Source organism: Oscillochloris sp. ZM17-4 (genome assembly GCF_019599295.1).
Taxonomy (GTDB): domain Bacteria; phylum Chloroflexota; class Chloroflexia; order Chloroflexales; family Chloroflexaceae; genus Oscillochloris.
The window spans coordinates 133,814-152,755 of record NZ_JAIEWN010000010.1; the positions used below are offsets into that span (position 1 = coordinate 133,814).

At 68.1% G+C, this 18,942-nt stretch carries 13 protein-coding genes; 11 read left to right on the forward strand and 2 right to left on the reverse strand.

Features of this window, described 5'->3' with window-relative positions:
- Nucleotides 1-60: 60 nt before the first annotated feature.
- The 6 genes from minC (at nt 61) to K2Z83_RS10475 (ending at nt 6,430) form a co-directional block, all read left to right on the forward strand.
- Complete coding sequence (gene minC, locus K2Z83_RS10450) at nt 61-735, forward strand: septum site-determining protein MinC (protein ID WP_220595116.1); 675 nt, start codon at nt 61-63, stop codon at nt 733-735.
- A 3-nt stretch (nt 736-738) separates the two neighbouring features.
- Nucleotides 739-1,539, forward strand: coding sequence for a septum site-determining protein MinD (minD, locus tag K2Z83_RS10455; RefSeq protein ID WP_220595117.1), 801 nt, complete (start codon nt 739-741; stop codon nt 1,537-1,539).
- 15 nt (nt 1,540-1,554) lie between these two features.
- Nucleotides 1,555-1,821, forward strand: a complete 267-nt coding sequence (gene minE / locus K2Z83_RS10460; RefSeq protein ID WP_220595118.1) for a cell division topological specificity factor MinE — start codon at nt 1,555-1,557, stop codon at nt 1,819-1,821.
- 218 nt (nt 1,822-2,039) lie between these two features.
- Nucleotides 2,040-3,209 carry an AI-2E family transporter gene (locus tag K2Z83_RS10465; protein ID WP_220595119.1) on the forward strand — a complete coding sequence of 390 codons (1,170 nt, stop codon included), beginning with the start codon at nt 2,040-2,042 and terminating at the stop codon, nt 3,207-3,209.
- 50 nt (nt 3,210-3,259) lie between these two features.
- Nucleotides 3,260-4,726 (forward strand): GTPase Era, encoded by a 1,467-nt coding sequence (era, locus tag K2Z83_RS10470; RefSeq protein WP_220595120.1) that lies wholly within the window; start codon nt 3,260-3,262, stop codon nt 4,724-4,726.
- Nucleotides 4,727-4,927: 201 nt separating this feature from the next.
- Nucleotides 4,928-6,430, forward strand: a complete 1,503-nt coding sequence (locus tag K2Z83_RS10475) for a serine/threonine-protein kinase (RefSeq protein ID WP_220595121.1) — start codon at nt 4,928-4,930, stop codon at nt 6,428-6,430.
- Nucleotides 6,431-6,540: 110 nt separating this feature from the next.
- Here the strand turns inward: K2Z83_RS10475 and fusA are convergent, their stop codons facing one another.
- Nucleotides 6,541-8,652, reverse strand: a complete 2,112-nt coding sequence (gene fusA, locus K2Z83_RS10480; RefSeq protein WP_220595122.1) for an elongation factor G — start codon at nt 8,650-8,652, stop codon at nt 6,541-6,543.
- A 247-nt stretch (nt 8,653-8,899) separates the two neighbouring features.
- Between fusA and K2Z83_RS10485 the strand changes: the two genes are divergently transcribed.
- From K2Z83_RS10485 to K2Z83_RS10495, 3 genes are all read left to right on the forward strand, one after another.
- On the forward strand, nt 8,900-10,225 hold the full coding sequence (locus tag K2Z83_RS10485) for a hybrid sensor histidine kinase/response regulator (RefSeq protein WP_220595123.1): 1,326 nt from the start codon (nt 8,900-8,902) through the stop codon (nt 10,223-10,225).
- Nucleotides 10,226-10,253: 28 nt separating this feature from the next.
- Entirely contained in the window at nt 10,254-10,637 is a 384-nt protein-coding gene (locus K2Z83_RS10490; RefSeq protein ID WP_220595124.1) for an Hpt domain-containing protein, read from the forward strand.
- A 127-nt stretch (nt 10,638-10,764) separates the two neighbouring features.
- Nucleotides 10,765-11,451 (forward strand): hypothetical protein, encoded by a 687-nt coding sequence (locus K2Z83_RS10495; protein ID WP_220595125.1) that lies wholly within the window; start codon nt 10,765-10,767, stop codon nt 11,449-11,451.
- Between the two features lie 141 nt (nt 11,452-11,592).
- On the opposite strand, the gene K2Z83_RS10500 is transcribed toward K2Z83_RS10495, so the two are convergent.
- Nucleotides 11,593-12,075 (reverse strand): peptidylprolyl isomerase, encoded by a 483-nt coding sequence (locus tag K2Z83_RS10500; protein ID WP_220595126.1) that lies wholly within the window; start codon nt 12,073-12,075, stop codon nt 11,593-11,595.
- A 210-nt stretch (nt 12,076-12,285) separates the two neighbouring features.
- Here K2Z83_RS10500 and K2Z83_RS10505 point away from each other — a divergent pair, with 210 nt between their 5' ends.
- Both K2Z83_RS10505 and K2Z83_RS10510 read left to right on the forward strand, forming a co-directional pair.
- Complete coding sequence (locus K2Z83_RS10505; RefSeq protein ID WP_220595127.1) at nt 12,286-14,784, forward strand: transglycosylase domain-containing protein; 2,499 nt, start codon at nt 12,286-12,288, stop codon at nt 14,782-14,784.
- A gap of 124 nt (nt 14,785-14,908) precedes the next feature.
- On the forward strand, nt 14,909-18,942 hold a 4,034-nt coding region (locus K2Z83_RS10510; RefSeq protein ID WP_220595128.1), incomplete at its 3' end, for an Ig-like domain-containing alpha-2-macroglobulin family protein.

Consider the following 18,942-nt stretch of genomic DNA (forward strand, 5'->3'; position numbering starts at 1 on the left):
ATTCGCCCTTCCTATGCTATAATTAACAGATATCACCCGTTCAAATATGGACACAGGAGCATGAGCGACCTGATCAGCATCAAAGGAGGTCGCGATGGGCTACGGCTTCGTCTCGACGACACGGCTGACTGGCAGGTGCTCACGGAAGCCCTGAAGCAGCAGATCACGCAGAACAGCGGCTTCTTCGCCGGAGCGCGGCTGACCCTGGAGATCGGTGATCGGGCGCTGAGTGATGCGCAGATGGCGACGCTCCTTGATCTGCTCCAGCACTACGGCGTGCAGATCGAGTCGCTGGGCGCGACCGCCCGCGAGAGCCGGAACGCCGCCCGCGCGTCTGGGGTGACGGCCCGCCCCCTGCCGCGCTACCAGGAGCCCGCCGGGCCTGCGCCGGCCGCCGAGAGCGACGGGATGATGGTGACACGGACATTGCGATCAGGCCAGGTGCTGCGTCACCACGGGAATATCACCCTGATCGGAGATGTCAACCCCGGCTCCGAGCTGATCGCTGGCGGGAGCGTGGTGGTCTGGGGGCGGATGCGTGGCCTGGTCCACGCGGGCGCGCTGGGGAATGCCGAGGCTGTGGTGTGTGCGCTGGAGCTGCGGCCAACACAGCTGCGGATCGCCGATCAGATCACCCGGACGCCCGATGGTGTGGGGCGGCTCGGGCCGGAGACCGCGCGGATCGAGGATGGCCGAATTGTCGTTGAGCCTTGGGAAGGGCCGAAAAGGGGATAGAGGATGGCGCGTGTCATCACAATCACATCGGGCAAGGGCGGCGTCGGCAAGACCACCACCACCGCAAACCTTGGGACGGCCCTGGCCATGCAGGGGGCGAAGGTGGCGGTGATCGACGCCGATATTGGGCTGCGCAACCTCGATGTGGTGATGGGGCTGGAGAACCGGATCGTGTACGATCTGGTTGATGTGGTGGAGGGCCGCGCTCGGCTCCGGCAGGCGCTGATCAAAGATAAGCGCCTGCCGGAGCTCTGCCTGATGCCCGCCGCGCAGACCCGCGACAAGGACGCGGTCAGCCCCGACCAGATGATCGCGCTGACAAACCAGCTGCGCCAGGAGTTCGACTTCGTGCTGATCGACAGCCCGGCCGGGATCGAGGGCGGGTTTCGCAATGCGATCGCCGGTGCCGACGAGGTGGTGATCGTGACCACCCCCGAGGTCTCGGCGGTGCGCGACGCCGACCGGATCGTCGGCCTGGTTGAGGCGGCCGAGAAGGGGCCGCCGCACCTGATCGTCAACCGGATCAAGCCGAGGCTGGTGAACCGCGGCGAGATGCTCTCGGTCGAGGATGTGCTGGAGCTGCTGGCGATCAACCTGATCGGGATCGTCCCCGACGACGAGGCGATCGTCACCTCGACCAACCGCGGCGAGGCGGTGGTCTACGACCAGGGCTCGCTCGCCGGGCGGGCCTTCCTCAATGTTGCGCGGCGCCTCGGCGGCGAGGATGTGCCGTTTATGGCGATCACCGACCAGCAGGGCGTGCTTGAGCGGCTGTTAGGGATGTTCGGCCGGCGCCGCTCGTAGCGGAAAGGGACAGCAGTGGGCTTCTTCGACTCGATATTCGGCGGGCGGCGCGACCGCAGCGCCCATGTGGCCAAGGAGCGCCTGGCGACGGTGCTCGTGGACGACCGCTATAAGCTCACGCCGGAGATGAAGGAGCAGATGAAGCTCGATATCGCCGAAGTGCTGGCGCGATACCTACCATCGGTTGACCCGGATCAGATCGAGGTGACGCTGATGCGCGGCGAGGGGAATGACCATCTGAAGGCGGATATCCCGCTGCGGCGCGCATCCTCCGATATGTGACGCCCTGAAACAGCTGAACGCGGTATAATAGTCAGCATGGCTCGACGCGCGGTGGTCGGGGCATGCTGTTTTTAGTGTCTGTGTGGTACGACGACGCCCCATGAGAGCACTGAAGCGGAATGCTTGAGCCACTGAGGCACTGAATCTGGTGGCTCGCTGCGCTCGCACCTTGCTGCGACAGGCTCAATGATTCTTCCCGCCGCTATAGAGGATCGACTATGTCGCAGGAGTCAGTGCCGATTCGCTTCTCGGCGCGCTATAAGCTTATTACGACGGCGGTGATCGTCGCTCTAACGATCCTGTTCTTTCAACATATCAGGCACGTGCTGCCGCCCTTCATCGGGGCGATTATCACCGCGTATCTCTTCAACCCGCTGGTGACCTGGCTCCAGCGACGCACGGGGATGGGCCGGGCGATCTGGATCGTGGTGCTGTATGTCCTGGCCTTTCTGCTGTTCTACGGCCTGTTCATCTGGATCTGGCCGATTATTGTGGAGCAGACGCGCGATATGGCCCGCGCCGCACCACAGCTCGTGAATGAGATCCGCAGCTTCTTCGAGGGCCGCGAGCAGATCGAGCTGGGCGGCTTTGTGATCGACCTGGCGCCCCTCGAAGATCAGCTGATCAGCGTGGTGCGCGATATGGGTGCCTGGATGAGCGGCAATGTGCCGCGGCTGGTCTTCTCGGCCCTGGAGACGGTGATCTACATCCTGGTGTACCTGATCATCACCTTCTACCTGCTGCTTGAGGCCGGCCAGCTAAAAACTTGGTCATCGAACCTCATCCCGGCGCCCTACCGCGATGAGATCGGGAGCCTGGGCAGGCAGATCGATGCGGTGTTCAGCGCCTATATTCGCGGCCAGCTCCTGCTGATCGTGATCATGTCGGTGCTGCTCTATATCCCGCTCTCGATCCTCCAGGTGCCCTACGCCCTGGTGATCGCGGTGGCCTCGGGCACGCTGGAGATCCTGCCGATCATCGGGCCATGGTCGGCGGCGGGGATCGCGATCACCGCCACGCTGTTCCAGACCGAGATCCCGTTCGGATTGTCGGGCCTCGGCCTGGCGGCGATGGTCGGCGCGATCTATTTCCTGCTGCGCCAGATCGAGGACCACTTCATCATCCCGAATATTATGGGGCCGCTGGTGCGGCTGCACCCAGCGATGGTGATCTTCGCCATCCTGGCCGGCGGGGCTCTCGGCGGGGCCTTCGGCCTCTTTATCTCGATCCCGCTGGCGGCGGTGGTGCGCATCCTGCTGAGCTACCTCTACCGCAAGATGACCGACCAGCCGGAGCCGCCGGCGTCGCCGCCGACGACAACGAGAGAGCAGGAGGAGCCGGCCAAGCCGGCGTCCCAGCCAAAGAGCACTGAGGCACTGAATCACTGAGGCACTGATTCTGGGGCGCGAGTGCGCCCACACACGATTATAGAAAGACTATGCTGCAATTTTCGCACGATCCCGAGGCGTGTACCCTGTACGCCTACTTCACCGAGCTTGAGGCGGGCCAGGCGGTCTACACCCTGGAGTACCCGGCCAGCCTGCTGCTCGACGACGCCGGCCAGGTGGTCGGCCTGCGCCTTGACCTGGACGATGAGATCACGCTCGACCAGCTGGCGCTGGCCCTTGACGATGAGTTCGGCCGGCTGGATATGGAGACTGGATTCCTCTCCATCCTGGTCCCGGGCGCTGTGGCGGCGAGCGCAGAGCCGCTGGAGCAGACGGCGATCCTCGACCTGGACGAGGACGAGCGCATCCTGGGGGTGGAGCTGGCGCCGCCGGAATCGTGGCTGACCCCCGAGCGGCTGGCCCACCTGACGTCGGCGATGGTCGCCCTCGATGAGGAGCCCCAGGCCGGCGAGGGGCCGGTGGTGTTTGCTCCGCAGGAGGCAGGTGGCGAGGGGCAGGAGGCAGGTGGCGAGGGGCAGGAGGCAGGTGGCGAGGGGCAGGAGGCAGGTGGCGGGACGCAGGATTCGAACCTGCCATCTGCCTCCGGCCACCTGCCTCCTGGCGCCAGCTTCCGCTCCGGCTTCGTGGCCCTGGTGGGCAAGCCGAACGTCGGCAAGAGCACGCTGCTGAACCAGCTGCTCGGCCAGAAGGTGACGATCGTCTCGCCGCGGGCGCAGACGACGCGGGTGCCGGTGCGCGGCATCCTGAGCCGGCCGGACGCGCAGGTGGTGTTCATCGACACGCCGGGGATCCACCAGCCGAGCCATAAGATGGGCAAGTTTATGGTCGACCTGGCCGAGCGCAGCCTGCCGGGCGCCGACGTGATCTGCTTTATGGTCGATATCAGCCAGCCGCCCAGCCAGCTCGACCGCAAGATCGCCGAGCAGGTGCAGCGCGCGCGCGGGCACAAGCTGCTGCTGCTCAACAAGGTGGACGTGCCGCCGCGGCGGGGCGCAACCTACATGGAGGAGTACCGCGACCTGGGGCGCTGGGCGATGGAGCTGGCGATCTCGGCGCGGCGCGGCCACGGCCTGAGCCAGCTGCTCGATGAGATCGTGGCCCGCCTGCCGCAGGGCGAGCCGCTCTACCCGACCGATCAGGTGACCGACCAGAACGAGCAGCAGCTGGCCGGCGAGCTGGTGCGCGAGAAGGTGCTCTACTTCATCCAGCAGGAGGTGCCGCACGCCGTGGCCGTCGAGGTGGACGAGTGGGAGCAGAAGGATGCGGCCACCTATATCCGCATGTCGATCAATGTGGAGAAGGATAGCCAGAAGGGCATCCTGATCGGCGCGGGCGGCACGATGCTCAAGCGGATCGGCAGCTCGGCCCGCCAGGATATCGAGCTGATGCTGGGCCAGAAAGTCTTCCTGGAGCTGTGGGTGAAGGTCCGCGAGAACTGGCGGGACGACCTCTCGGCGATGGGGTGGCTAGGCTACCGGATGAAGGACTGGTCGTAGGTGGGAGGTGGGGGTTGGGGGTTGGGGGTTGGGGGTTGGCATCGCGTATATGCAACAAAATGGCCGTCACAGACGTAGATAGGATGTGCGGCCGCCCTTGCCGGGAGGTGCCGCCTATGCTACCCTGGAGGCGGCACGATGCCCACCTATGCCCGAACGGCAGGAGCGCCCGTCGCCCTCGCCAAGCCTATCTGGAGCGTTATGGCTGAGGTCAACCAGATCCTCTGCCCGATCTGTCATAAGCAGAACCTGCGCCGCGCCCGCTTCTGCCAGCACTGCGGCAGCGATATTGTGCTGAATAACGATAAGCCGACCGACGGCCGGCGCTATGTGATCACGCGCGTGATCAAGCAGGGTGGGCAGGGCGCGGTCTACGAGGGGATCGATGAGAGCGGCCAGGTCTTCGCGATCAAGGAGATGCTGGACAAGTTCACCGACCCGAAGGAGCGCACCGAGGCGATCGAGCGATTCAACGCCGAGGCCGAGCTGCTGAAGGGCATGAGCCACCCGCGCATCCCGCGGATCTACAGCCACTTCACCGACGAGGGCCGGCACTACCTGACGATGGACTTTATCCGCGGCAAGGATCTAGAGCAGATCGCCGAGGATCGGGGCCTGCTGCCCGAGGATCAGGTGCTGGCCTACGCCGACCAGATCTGCGATGTGCTGGTGTACCTGCATGGCAAGAACCTGATCTACCGCGATATGAAGCCCTCGAACGTGATGATCGAGGATGCCTCGGGCGGCGTGAAGCTGGTGGACTTCGGGATCACCAAGCTGTTCAAGCCCACCGAGCGCGGCACGCAGATCGGCACGCCGGGCTACGCCCCGCCCGAGCAGTACCAGGGGCTGGCCACGCCCGCCTCCGATATCTACGCTCTGGGGGCGACGCTGCACCACCTGCTGACCGGCCGCGACCCGACGGAGCAGATGCCCTTCGACTTCCCGCCGGCAAACAGCGTGAACTCCAGCGTCTCGAAGCGCACGAGCGAGGCGCTCCAGCGGGCGCTCCAGAAGGTGCCGCAGGACCGCTTCGCGACGATGACCGAGTTCTGGGACGCGCTGCGCCCCGAGCGGGCGCGCCGGCCGGCCCAGGTGCGGGTTGCCCAGCCGACGGTGACGCTGCCGGCCGCCGCTGCGGCCCAGGTGTCCGGCGCCCCTGCGATGGCCGGCGCGGCAGCCCCGGCGGCCAAGCCGGCGCCGGCCCGCCCGACGCCGCCCCCGCAGCCGACGCCGCAGCGGCCGCCCGTCCCGACGCCCTCGCCGCAGCAGCCCGCCCGACGCCGGCGCGGCCTTCTGGCCGGCATCGCGGCGTTTGTCAGCTGGATGATCGCGCTGCTGGTGGTGGCCACGATCGGCCTGGGCGCCTACGTGTACGTGGCCCGCCCGGCCTGGGCCGAGCCCTACCTGGCCCCGCTGACCAACCTGGTGCCGACCAGCGCACCCACGAACCTGACCTCGCAACTGGTGCAGATCACCGTGACGATCCAGGTCCCCGCCGGATCGAGCAACCAGGAGATCACAAACGCCTTGCGCGCAGCCTTCGCGACGACAGCGAAGGCGCAGTATGGCGAGGGCACCCTGGTCAACCCCAACTCGCCGCCGAGCCCGATAAGCGGCACGATCGAGCAGCTCGGCGATCCGGACGCGAGCGGCATGGCAACCTACCAGGCCACCATGCAGGGCTACATCTACACGCCGTAGATCACTGAGCCGCTAAGGTGCGTGCCAGAGCCGCGCATTGAACGAAAGCGGGGTGGTCGATGCTAGGCATCGACCACCCCGCTTGTTGATCACCTCAGTGGCGCAGTGATCTAGTGCGCGTGGGCCGCATCGACATCCTTCTTGTGGGCGGCGATGATGCCATCCACCAGGTGCGGCGGGACGTCCTCGTAGTGGTCGAAGGCCACCGAGAAGCGCCCGCGGCCCTGGGTCATCCCCTTGAGGTCGGTGGCGTAGCGCTGGATCTCAGCCAGCGGCGCCTGGGCGGTGATCGTCGTCTTGCCGTTGCCGGCGGGCAGCATGCCCTGGACGCGCCCGCGACGGGTGCTCATATCGCTCATGATATCGCCGGCGAACTGGTCGGGGACGATGATCTCCATGTGGTAGATCGGCTCGGTGATCGCCGGGTGGGCCTTGGCGGCGGCGAGCTTGAAGGCCTCCTTGCCGGCGCTCTTGAAGGCGATCTCCTTGCTGTCGACCGGGTGCTCTTTGCCGTCGAAGACGGCCACGCGCACGTCGAGCAGCGGGCAGCCTGAGAGGACGCCGTCGGCCATAGCCTCGCGCACGCCCTTCTCGATCGCCGGCATGAAGCCGCGCGAGATCACGCCGCCGACGACCGCGTTGACAAACTCCAGCGGATCCTCGCGATCAGGGTCGGGCTCCAGCGGCTCGACGCGCAGGCTAACATCGGCGAACTGGCCGGCGCCGCCGGTCTGCTTCTTGTGGCGGTACTGGGCCTCTGCCTTGCCGCGGATCGTCTCGCGGTAGGGGATGCGCGGCAGCTCAATGTCGATACTGACATCGAACTTGCGCTTCATGCGCTCGGCGACAATGCCCAGGTGGCTCTCGCCGAGGCCGATCAGCAGCGTCTCGCCCGTCTGGTGGTCGCGGTCAGTGCGGAGGATGGGATCCTCCTCGATCATGCGGCCGAGGGCGACGCCGAGCTTATCGAGGTCGGCGCGGCTATGGGGCTTGACGGTGGCGACGAAGGGCGCAGCCGGGAAGCTGATCGGGTCGAGCTGGAGCGGGTGGGCGGCGGTGCTAAGCGTGTCGTTGGTCGCCGTATCGACCAGCTTGGTGATCACGCCGATATCACCGGCGCCGACCACATCGATCTCGGCCTGCTCCTTACCGCGCACGCTGTAGACGTGGGCGACGCGCTCCTCCTTGCGGGTGCGCGAGTTGAGCAGGCTGGTGTTGCCGTGGAGCTCGCCGCTGTAGACCCGGAAGAAGCTGAGCCTGCCGTAGGTGTCGGAGACCGTCTTGAAGACGAGGGCGCTGAACGGCTCGCTGCTGGCGGCGTTGAGCGTGAAGTCGGCGCCGGTGTTGATGTCGGTGACATGCACCAGCTTACGGGCGGCCGAGGGGATCGAGTCGACGATCCCGGTGAGCAGCTGGGCGATGCCGGCGACCTCGGTGGCCGAGCCGCAGAAGACGGGGACGATCGAGCCATCGGCGATCCCGGTGCGCAGGCCGATCAGCAGCTCATCGAGGGTCAGCGCATCCTCGCCGCCCTCCAGATAGCGCTCGATCAGGTGGTCGTTGGTTGCGGCGATCTTATCGATCAGCGCGGTGCGCCACTCGTGCATCAGCGCGTTCATCTCGGCGGGGACGTCGGCCTCGACAAATCCGCCGTCGTGCTGGGGCGAGACGAGCCAGGCACGCTGCTGGCGGAGCGAGATCAGGCCCTGAAAATCTTTGCCGGTGCCGATCGGGATCTGCATCGGGATGACAGCGGCGTCGAGAACCTCGCGGGCGTGCTCGATGGTGCGGTAGAAGTTGGCGTTGTCGCGGTCGAGCTTGTTGACAAAGATCAGGCGCGGCACCTTGTTCTGGATGGCCATCTCCCAGGCGATCTCGGTGCCGACCTCCACGCCGGCGGAGGCGTCGAGGACGATGACGGCGCCGTCGATCACACGCATGGCGGCGGCCATATCGCCGGCGAAGTCGGCGAAGCCGGGGGCATCGATCAGGTTCACCTTGTCATCGTGCCATTCGAGGGGCAGCACAGAGAGGGACACAGAAATCCCGCGGCGGGCTTCGTCGGGATCGTAATCGCTCGTAGTCGAGCCGTCCTCGACGCGCCCCATGCGCGGGATGGCGTGGGCGGTCATCAGCATTGCCTCGGCCAGCGTGGTCTTCCCGCTGCCGAGGTGACCAAATATGCCGATATTGTGGATCCTTTCCGGGCCATACGCTCGCATGGTTGTCCTCCTTGACTGGACCGTCGAGGCCGCCCTGGGGGTGGGCGGGATGGGCGGTGAATTTGGAAAGGGGTGTGTTAAGATTGCATTATAGACACCTTAAGGGCAACGTCAATAGAGAACGCCGCAACACAGCGCATGAACACCGAATGCACAAGAAACCTCTTCATAATGCGCTAAAATGCCGTGCCCTTTTTCTTCCCCTACTGGTAATACGCCCTTGTTATGCTCGTGAGCACGTGCGAACATGGCCTCAAGAACGAGCGGCGGCCACACCCACAGCTTCTCCCCACACCCCGAGCGAGCAATGCCAGCATACCCTGGAACGATCCTGGTCGTCGATGACAATGAGATCAACCGCACCATCCTGCGCATCCAGCTTCAGCAGGAGGGCCATCAGGTTGAGACGGCGGAGCATGGGCTGGCCGCCATCGCGATGCTGCGCGAGCGGCCCTTCGACATCGTGCTGCTGGATCTGCTCATGCCCGAGATGGATGGCTTCCAGGTGCTCACGCTGCTCCAGGCCGACAGCGAGCTGCGGCACATTCCGGTGATCGTGATCTCGGCGCTCGACGAGATGGAGAACATCACGCACTGCATCGAGATGGGGGCCACCGATCACCTGGCCCGGCCCTTCAACCCGATGCTGCTGCGGGCGCGGATCAACGCCTCGCTGGCGGCCAAGCGCCTGCACGACCAGGAGGCCGAGTACCTGCACCAGGTGCGCCGGATCACCGACGCTGCCGCAGCGATCGAGGCCAAGCGCTTCGATGCCGCCAGCCTGGGGCCGGTCGCGGCGCGCGGGGACGCCCTCGGCCAGCTGGCCCGCGTCTTCACGCAGATGGCGCGCGAGGTCGAGGCCCGCGAGCGGCAGCTGAAGCAGGAGAGCCAGTTTAAGTCGGCCCTGATCGGCAAGATCACCCACGAGCTGCGCAGCCCCTTCGTCTCGGTCGGGCTCACGGCCCAGCTGATCCAGCGCTACGCCGAGCGCCAGATGCTGGCCGAGGTGTGTGTGGAGGCGGGCCAGCTTGATCGGCAGCTGGCGGCGGGGCGACAGATGATCGACAGCGTGATCAGCTACGCGTCGCTGGTCAGCAAGCTCACTGCGCCCCAGCCCGAGCCGACTGATATGGCCGCCATGATCCGCGAGAGCACCGCCCCGCTCCAGCGCCTCGCCGAGACGCGGGAGGTGGAGCTGAGCTATGTGATCGCCGAGCCGCTGCCGATGATGTCGGTCGATCATGAGCAGCTCAGCGAGGCGATCCATCACCTGGTACACAACGCGATCAAGGTTAGCCAGCCCGGCGGGCATGTCCGCCTAAGCTGCGCGGCGCAGGGCGGGCAGCTCACGCTGATGATTGAGGATGATGGCCCGGGGATCGCCCAGGATAAGCTGGAGACGATCTGGGATGTGTTCGCGCAGACGAGCGACGACGTGCAGCGCGGCGTAGAGGGGCTGGGGATGGGGCTGGCGCTGGTGAGCTGCATCATCAAGGCCCACCGCGGCAAGCTGCTGGCCCGCAGCACACCCGGCGTGGGGAGCAGCTTCGGATTTCGCATAGCAATTGGCTGAGCGCCACCCAGGACAGGATCCATCACCCATGACTCCCCAGAGCACCCATGGTGCGGCGGCCGACAGCGCGCCCCAGGCGATCGACAGGGCCGTCATCCAGCAGCTGGCCAGCGCCCTGGGAGATCAGGGCGTCGCCGTCATGCCCGCGCTGATCAGGACGTTCATCGAGAGCGGCGACGCGCTCCTGGCCAGCGCGCGCGTGGCGATCGGGCGAGACGACCGACCCACCATGCGCCGGGCCATGCACACGCTCAAATCGAACGCCAACACCTTCGGGGCGCGCGCGCTGGAGGCCCTCTGCCGCGATCTGGAGCGGCGCGCGGCGGATGGCGGTCTGAGCGATGCCGGCGCGGCGCTTGACGAGGTTGCCGCAGAGCTCGCCCTCGTGCGCGCCGCGCTTGAGGCGCTGTAGGGTTCTGCGATAAGGGGGGCAGATAGAAAAGCTCAATACGTCTTAAAAAAACTGTCACCCGTACAGGTATTTACATAGCAAATTCTCCGGTTATACTCCTTCATGGTGGAATCGTAGGAGAAACGCTATGCCGCACCATCGTCGCTTCTTCATGGCTCTGACCGCACTACTGGCCTTCGCCACGCTGCTGAGTATCGCCCGAGCCGACACGGGCAATACCGTCTACCTGCCACTGCTCGTCAGCGATGGCTCGGGTCAAGGCCAGGCCCCGGTGCCGACCGACCTCACGGCCACCGCCACCAGCACCGCCACCGCCACCGCGACGACAACGCCGACAGAACCCTGCACCGGGGTCTATCCGATCGGGATCGACACGGCGACGATCACGGGGGACACCTTCAACAATCTCGGCGTTGACACGACTAACCCCAACGAGTACAAGGTACTGAGCAACGGCCAGATCCAGCGCCGACTCTACGTCACCACCGACAGCATGCCCGGCGGCTTCGCCTACCTGCGCTGGAACGAGAGCTTTGCGCCAGGGGGCATCCCGGCGACCAGCGGGCAGGCGCTGGTGAACTCGCTGAGCGGCGAGGGCAACTATGGATCGGGCTTTGAGGAGGCTCCCTGGCCAGTTCTGGGAACCGCGCCAGTCGACTACCCGAACCAGCCCGGCGCGCTGAACGCGGGCGACTGGATCTGGGGCACCCCGGGATGGAAGGATAGCACTGGCGCAACCGGCGTCCCTGCCGCCCTGGACGCGCAGATCGTCACCGGGCGCCCAATGCGAAGGCCGCCTGCGCGGCCTGTCTGAGGCCGCGCAGGCGGCCTTCGCAAACCCTAGCCCGCCCGTTTACGGGCCGGGCGCGGTCGGGTCACCGCGTGACTTCTGCGGTATTGCACCATTTGTGTTGTGTGGGAGAGCGTCGCTCTCGCACACCCTCACCGGGCGCAGCTACGCCTCGGCGACAGAGACATCGACCATCACGTCGCCCTGGCGGATGGCGTTGACCACATCCATGCCGCTGGTGACGCGGCCGAAGACGGTGTGCTTGCCATCGAGGTGGGGCTGGGGCGCGTGGGTGATGAAGAACTGGCTGCCGTTGGTGTTCGGGCCAGCGTTCGCCATCGAGATCACGCCGGTCTGGTGGGTGAGCGGGTTGCCGCGCACCTCGTCGGCGAACTTGTAGCCGGGGCCGCCGCTGCCAGTGCCGGTGGGGTCGCCGCCCTGGATCATGAAGTTGCTGATCACGCGGTGGAACTTCAGCCCGTTGTAGAAGCCCTGGCCCGCCAGGAAGACAAAGTTGTTCACGGTCAGCGGGGCGCTCTGGGGATAGAGCTCGAGCTCGATATCGCCTTTAGTGGTATCTATGGTAACTTTGTAGGTCTTGGTCTTGTCGATCGTCAGCGCCGGCGGGCTGCTCCACTGGTGTGCCACACGTCACTCCTTACTGTATGCCGTTACGAATGCCGGCGGCATTATAGCACGGGGAGGAGATAGCCGATAGCCGATAGCTGATAGCCGATAGCTGATAGCCGATAGCTGATAGCTGATAGCTACGCATAATCTGGCTATCAGAGTACGACCGGCGAACAAAGTGCTATGATTCGGGCAGAGTGTTGAGTGTTGAGTGTTAAGTGTTGAGTGATGGCACGCCAGCCCAGAGCACAAACTATTGCGACACGCCGACTATGGCGGCCGGCCCTGCGCATCGCTGGGCTGCTGCTGCTGGCCGGGCTGCTGTTTGGCGGCTACCTGTGGGTCTCCACGCCGCTGCCGGAGCCGGGGCAGATCTGGGCGCGGGCGAGCCTGGGGAACACGCGCATCCTCGACCGGGGCGGCCGGCTGCTCTACGCGGTGCCCGACCCGCTCAGCGGCCGGCAGCAGCCGGTGCCGCTTTCCGCGATCCCGCTGGCCCTCCAGCAGGCCACGGTGGCCGTCGAGGATGCGAGCTTCTACCAGAACCCCGGCGTCGACCTGCGCGGGATCGCGCGGGCGGCCTGGCAGAACCTGCGCAGCGGCGAGATCGTGGCCGGCGGCTCGACGATCACCCAGCAGCTGGCGCGGACGATCCTGCTCGACCCGCGCGAGGCCCAGCGGCAGAGCCTCGGCCGCAAGCTGCGCGAGGCGGTGCTGGCCCTCAAGCTGAGCGCCAGCTTTGGCAAGGGCGAGATCTTGTCCATGTACCTGAACCAGGTCTACTACGGCGGCCTAAGCTATGGGGTGGAGGCGGCGGCCCAGCGCACCTTCGGCAAGCCGGCAAGCGACCTGGATCTGGCCGAGGCGGCGCTGCTGGCGGGGCTGCCCCAGGCGCCCGGCCGCTACGACCCGTTCAGCCAGCCCGATCTGGCGGCGGCCCGCCAGGCCCAGGTGCTCGACGCGATGGCGCGCGAGGGCTTCATCACGGCCGAGGAGGCTGAGCGGGCCAAGGCCGAGCCGCTCCAGCTGCATGGCGCGGCGGCGGAGATGCGCGCCCCGCACTTTGTGGGCTATGTGCTCGACACGCTCACCGCCGCGCTCGGCCCCGACACGGTGCTGCGCGGCGGGCTGACGATCACCACGACCCTGGACGCCGACCTGCAGGACGCGGCCCAGGAGGTCCTGCGCCGCCAGATCGAGCGGCTGAGCAGCCCGCGCGACGGCGGGCTGCCCCACCGGGTGAGCGGCGGCGCGGTGGTGGTGCTCGACCCGCGCGATGGCGCGATTCTTGCGATGGTGGGTAGCCCGGACTTCGCCGACCGGGCGAGCGCCGGGCAGGTGAACGCCGCCCTGGCCCTGCGCCAGCCAGGCTCGGCGATCAAGCCGCTGACCTACGCGGCCGCCCTGGAGCGCGGCTGGACGCCGGCGACGACGATCCTCGATGTGCCGAGCTCGTTTGCGACCCGCGAGGGCCGGCCCTACGCCCCGGAGAACTATGACTCGACCTTCCACGGCCCGCTCAGCCTGCGCGAGGCCCTGGCGACATCCTCGAATGTGGCGGCGGTGCGCGCCCTTGACCACATTGGCGTGCCGGCCCTGCTGGAGATGGCGCAGCGCCTGGGGATCACCTCGCTCGGCCAGGACTCGGCGCGCTACGGGCTCTCGCTGACCCTGGGCAGCGGGGAGCTGCGGCCCCTGGAGCTGACGGCGGCCTTCGCGGCCTTCGCCAACGGCGGCAGCCGGGTGACGCCCTATTCTGTTATGTCAATCTCTGGCGCGGCGACGCCGGGGCACGCCGGGCCTGAGCCAGCCCTCTCGCCGCAGGTGGCCTACCTGATCAGCGACATTCTCTCGGATCGCTACGCCCGGATGCGGGCCTTCGGCGTCGAGAGCCCGCTGGACATCGGCCGGCCGGCGGCGGCGAAGACGGGCACGACGACCGACTGGCGCGATAACTGGACGGTGGGCTACACGCCGGACCGGGCGGTGGGGGTGTGGGTGGGCAACGCCGACGGCGAGCCGATGAAGGACGTGAGCGGGATCAGCGGGGCCGGGCCGGTCTGGCACGATGTGATGCTGGCCGCGCACCGTGGCCTGCCGGCGCGCGACTTCGCCCGGCCGGCGGGGATCGTCGAGCTGAGCGTCTGCGCCGAGGGCGGGATGCTGCCGGGGCCGGCATGCCCCGCATCCCGGCTGGAGCGCTTCGTGGCGGGGACGGAGCCGCGCCAGCCTGACACGACCCACGTGGCGCTGCGGGTGGACCGGCTGCTGGGCTGCCTGGCCCCGGCGGGCTACCCGGCCGCCAGAACGACAACGCGGATCTTCCGGCGGCTGCCGCCTGAGGCGGCGGCCTGGGGCCGGGAGAACGGCATCCCCGCGCCGCCGGCCCAGCCCTGCCGGCAGGAGGGCGGCCCCACGCCGACAGCCCCGCAAGCCAATGTATCGGCCGGGGATGTGGCGGCCGGCCCGACCCTGATCAGCCCGGCCGCCGGCTCGGTCTACCGGATGAGCGCGGGGGTGCCGGCGGATCGCCAGCAGATCGTGATCGAGGCGGTCGGCGGGGGAACAAATTCGGCCCTCACCATCGTCATTGATGGAGAGCCAGTTGCACAACTCAGCGGGCCGCCCTACCACGCCTTCTGGCAGCTCGCGCCGGGCGAGCACCGGGCCTGGGCCGAGGCGGGCGGCGCCCGCAGCGCCGAGGTGCGCTTTACGGTGATCAGATAAGGCCTTCTGGGGCTGCGCCCCAGACCTGCTCTTTGTTCTGGTTTGGCGGCTTCGCCGCCAAACCAGAACAAAAAATATTGTGGGGGCGGCGAAGCCGCCCCCATACCCCCACCGGGAGGATGTTATGAGCCGTCTTCGCTCTCTTCTCACACCGCGCGGCGGGCTGATCGCCCTGGCGGTGCTCGCCGTCATCGGCCTGATCGGCGGCGGGGTCGCCGTCGGCCCGCAGCTGCTGCGCGGGCCGCAGGTGCTCAGCGTCAGCCCGGCCGACGGGTCGGACCACGCTAACCCGCAGGCCGAGATCACCATCACCTTCGACCAGCCGGTGCAGGAGTCCTCGCTCGCAGATGCCATCCAGCTCGACCCGCCGGCCGCCTTCGCGGCCAGCGCCTCGGGTGCCACAGTGACGATCCGGCCCGAGGGCGGGCTGGCCTACGGGGCGGGCTACCGCCTGACGATCGGGGCGGTGAAGAACAGCTTTGGCCGGCAGCTGGAGCAGCCGGTGAGCGTGGGATTCACCACGCAGCCCTTCGTGGCGGTGGCCGAGGTCGGCCCGCAGGATGGGGCCAAAGAGATCGCGGCGAACGCGCCGCTGACGGTGATCTTCGACTCACCGGTGGTGAGCGCGGAGCAGGTGCGGGCGGCGGCCGAGGACCCGCGCCAGGCGGCGGATCTGCCGCAGCCGCTGGCCTTCACGCCCGCCATCGCCGGGGCGGGCCAGTGGCTCTCGCCCACGCGCTATGTCTTCTCGCCCGAGGGCGGCTGGGGCGCGGCGACGAGCTACACCGTCACGGTGCCGGCCCAGGTCAGCGCCGACGGCGCGGCGCGCATGGAGCAGCCCTTCAGCTGGGGCTTCAGCACGGCGGCCAGCGTGCTGGCCTCGACCCGGCCCTTCGACCAGGAGCAGGACGTGGCGGCCGGCCAGCCGGTCGAGGTGCGTCTGGCCCGGGGCGTGGACGTGGCCTCGGCGGCGCAGCGCTTTGTCCTGGCCGACGCGGCCAGCGGCGCGCCGGTGGCGGGGACGGTGGATTCTCAGGCCGACCGCTTCATCTTCAAGCCGGCCTCGGCGCTGACGCGGGGCGGGCGCTACGTGGCGACGATCCAGCCGGGGGTGCTGGCGGCGAGCGGTGCGGCGATCAACAGCCAGCCGCTGAGCTGGGAGTTTGGCGTGATCGGCGACCTGAGCGTGGCCCAAGTGATCCCGGCCGCCGATGCCAGCGACATCATCACCACCACCCAGCAGATCGCCGTCCACTTCAACCACCCGGTTGTGGCCCTGGTCAGCCCCTCGGCCCAGGCGAGCCTGCCGCAGCCGCTGACGATCAGCCCGGCGGTGGCGGGCGTGGGCCGCTGGCTGGACACCAGCACCTTCATTATCTCGCCCACCACGCCGCTGGAGCCGGCCACCACCTACACCGCCAGCGTGGCGGCCGGGCTGGCCGACCAGACCGGCGGGCAGCTGCGCGACGCCTTCAGCTGGAGCTTCACCACGGTGGCACCGCTGGCCTACGGCTCGCTCCCGGCCGACGGGGAGGCATTCGCCAGCCCGAGCGGGCCGCTGAGCATTGTGTTCAACCAGCCGATGGACATGGGCAGCCTGGGCGGGGCGGTAGCCCTGCTCGACCCCAGCGGAGCCAGCGTGCCGGGAAGCCTGTCGGTGGCGGCGAAGCCGGCCCAGGTCTTCCGCCAGGGCGGCCAGAACTACGACAACCCCTATGTGAGCGGCTTCACGGTGACATTCACACCGGCCGCCCCGCTGACGCGCGGCGCGATCTACAGCCTGATCGTGCGCGCCAGCGCGCGATCCGCCCAGGGCGGCGCGGCCCTGGCCCAGCCCTTCTCGGCCACCTTCACCGTCGCCCCGCTGCCGGCCCTGCTCGACAGCACACCGGCCAGCGGCGCGCGGGGCGTCAGCCCGAACGACTCGATCAACCTGCGCTTCAGCGAGCCGATGGACTGGGCCTCGGTGCAGAAGAGCCTGACGATCGACCCGCAGCCGACCGAGGTCTACACCGGAACCTACGACGGCGAGCTCTCCCTCTACCTGACGATGGAGGCCGAGCGCGACTACACGATCACCGTCGGCGCGGCGGCGAGCGACCTCTACGGCAGCACGCTGGGCCAGGACACGACGATCAGCTTCCGCACCGCGGCGCTGCCGCCCTCGCTGAACCTCGTCGGCGGCGGCCGCATGATGACCTACAGCAGCTACGCGCCGGCGCGCGTCCCGCTGCAGACGGTGAACACCGACAGCGTGAGCTACGACCTCTACCGGGTGGAGCGCGCCCGGCTGGGCGCGCTGGTCGCGGCCACCCAGGACGATGATCAGTGGCGGGCCTTCGCGCCGGCGGGCGGCGCGATCAAGAGCGACACGCTCGCGCCGCAGGGGCCGCGCAACCGGGTCAACCTGACTCTGCTCGACATGGGCAGCCTGGAGGCCGGGGCCTACCTGCTGGAGGCTCGCGGGGCCGGGCAGGTCGAGCGCCAGCTGATGCTGGTCAGCCCGACGACCCTGACGGTCAAGCGCAGCGCGGATAAGCTCTTCGTCTGGGCGGTGGACCTGGCCAGCGGCAGGCCGACGGCGGGCCAGGCGATCCAGGCGGCGGCCATGACCTACGCGGACGGCGGGCAGCGCATGGGCGAGGTGGCGAGCCTGGGGATCACGGACGCCGACGGGGTGGTGCAGGCGGACTACGCGGCGGACAACCCCTACGACCCGATCTACATCTGGTCGGCCGAGGGCGCGCCCTTCGCCTTCGGCAGCACCGTCTGGAGCGACGGCATCGACCCCTGGAGCTTCTCGCTGCCGGCCAGCATCGACCGGGCCGCCGTGGTGGGCAGCCTGAGCACGGACCGGCCGATCTACCGGCCGGGCGAGCCGGTGCATATGCGCGGGGTGCTGCGCCTTGACGATGACGGGCGCTACACGATTCCCGGCGCGGATCGGCTGGCCAGCCTGACCGTCAGCGACTCGAACGGCAACCAGGTCTACTCCTCGACCCTGGAGCTGAGCCCGTTCGGCACCTTCAGCGCCGACCTGCCGCTGAGCGGGGACGCGCCCCTGGGCAGCTACTTCATGAGCGCCCAGCTCGTGGGCGACAGCTCCTACTACGGCACCTACGGCAGCTTCGGCGTGGCCGAGTACCGCAAGCCGGTCTTCGAGATCAGCGTGCAGCCGGACCGCGAGGACGTGCTGATGGGCGAGCCGATCGTGGCCACGGCCACGGCGCGCTACTTCGCCGGGGGCGTGCTGGCCAACGCGCCGCTGCACTGGCGGCTGCTGGCCAACCCCTACTACTTCAGCGCCGACGCGGCGCCGGGCTACCAGTTCGAGAACCTCGACGACGCCTACGCCTCGTACCGCTGGTTCGACGGCCCGCCGGCCAGCGGCGGCGATCTGGTGGCCGAGGGCGAGGCGACCACCGACGCCCAGGGCCGCTTCGCCCTGAGCCTGCCGGCCGGCACCGCCAGCGACCCGCACAGCCGCGCGCTGACCCTGGACATCGAGGTGACCGACATCGACGGCCAGGTGATCGCCGGCCAGGGCGACCTGCGCCTGCACGTGGGGGCCTTCTACCTCGGCCTGCGCCCGGCGGGCTACGTGGCCCAGATCGGCCAGCCGCAGCAGGTTGACCTGATCACCCTCGACCCGCAGGGCCAGCCGGTGGCCGGGCGCGCGGTGGAGGTGGGCGTCTACCAGCGCGAGTGGTACAGCGTGCGCGAGCAGGGGCCGGACGGCCAGTTCTACTTCACCTCGGCCTACACCGACACCCTCCAGCAGACCATCCCGGCCACCACGGACGCCCAGGGCCGGGCGCAGATCAGCTTCACCCCGCGCGAGGCCGGCTCCTACCGGATCGGCGCGACGGGCAAGGACGACGGCGGGCGGACGGTGCAGTCCAGCGCCTTCGTCTGGGCCGCCGGCGGCGACGCCTTCTGGGGCGTGAATGACTCGAACCGGATCGACCTGATCGCCGACCAGACCAGCTACAAGCCCGGCGACACGGCCAAGATCCTGGTGACCGCGCCCTACAAGGGCAGCACGGCCCTGCTGACGATCGAGCGCGGCGAGGTGATCTCGCACCGCATCCTCAGCATCGCCGGGACGACCGAGCTGCTGGAGGTGCCGATTACGGCCGACTACGCGCCGAATATCTA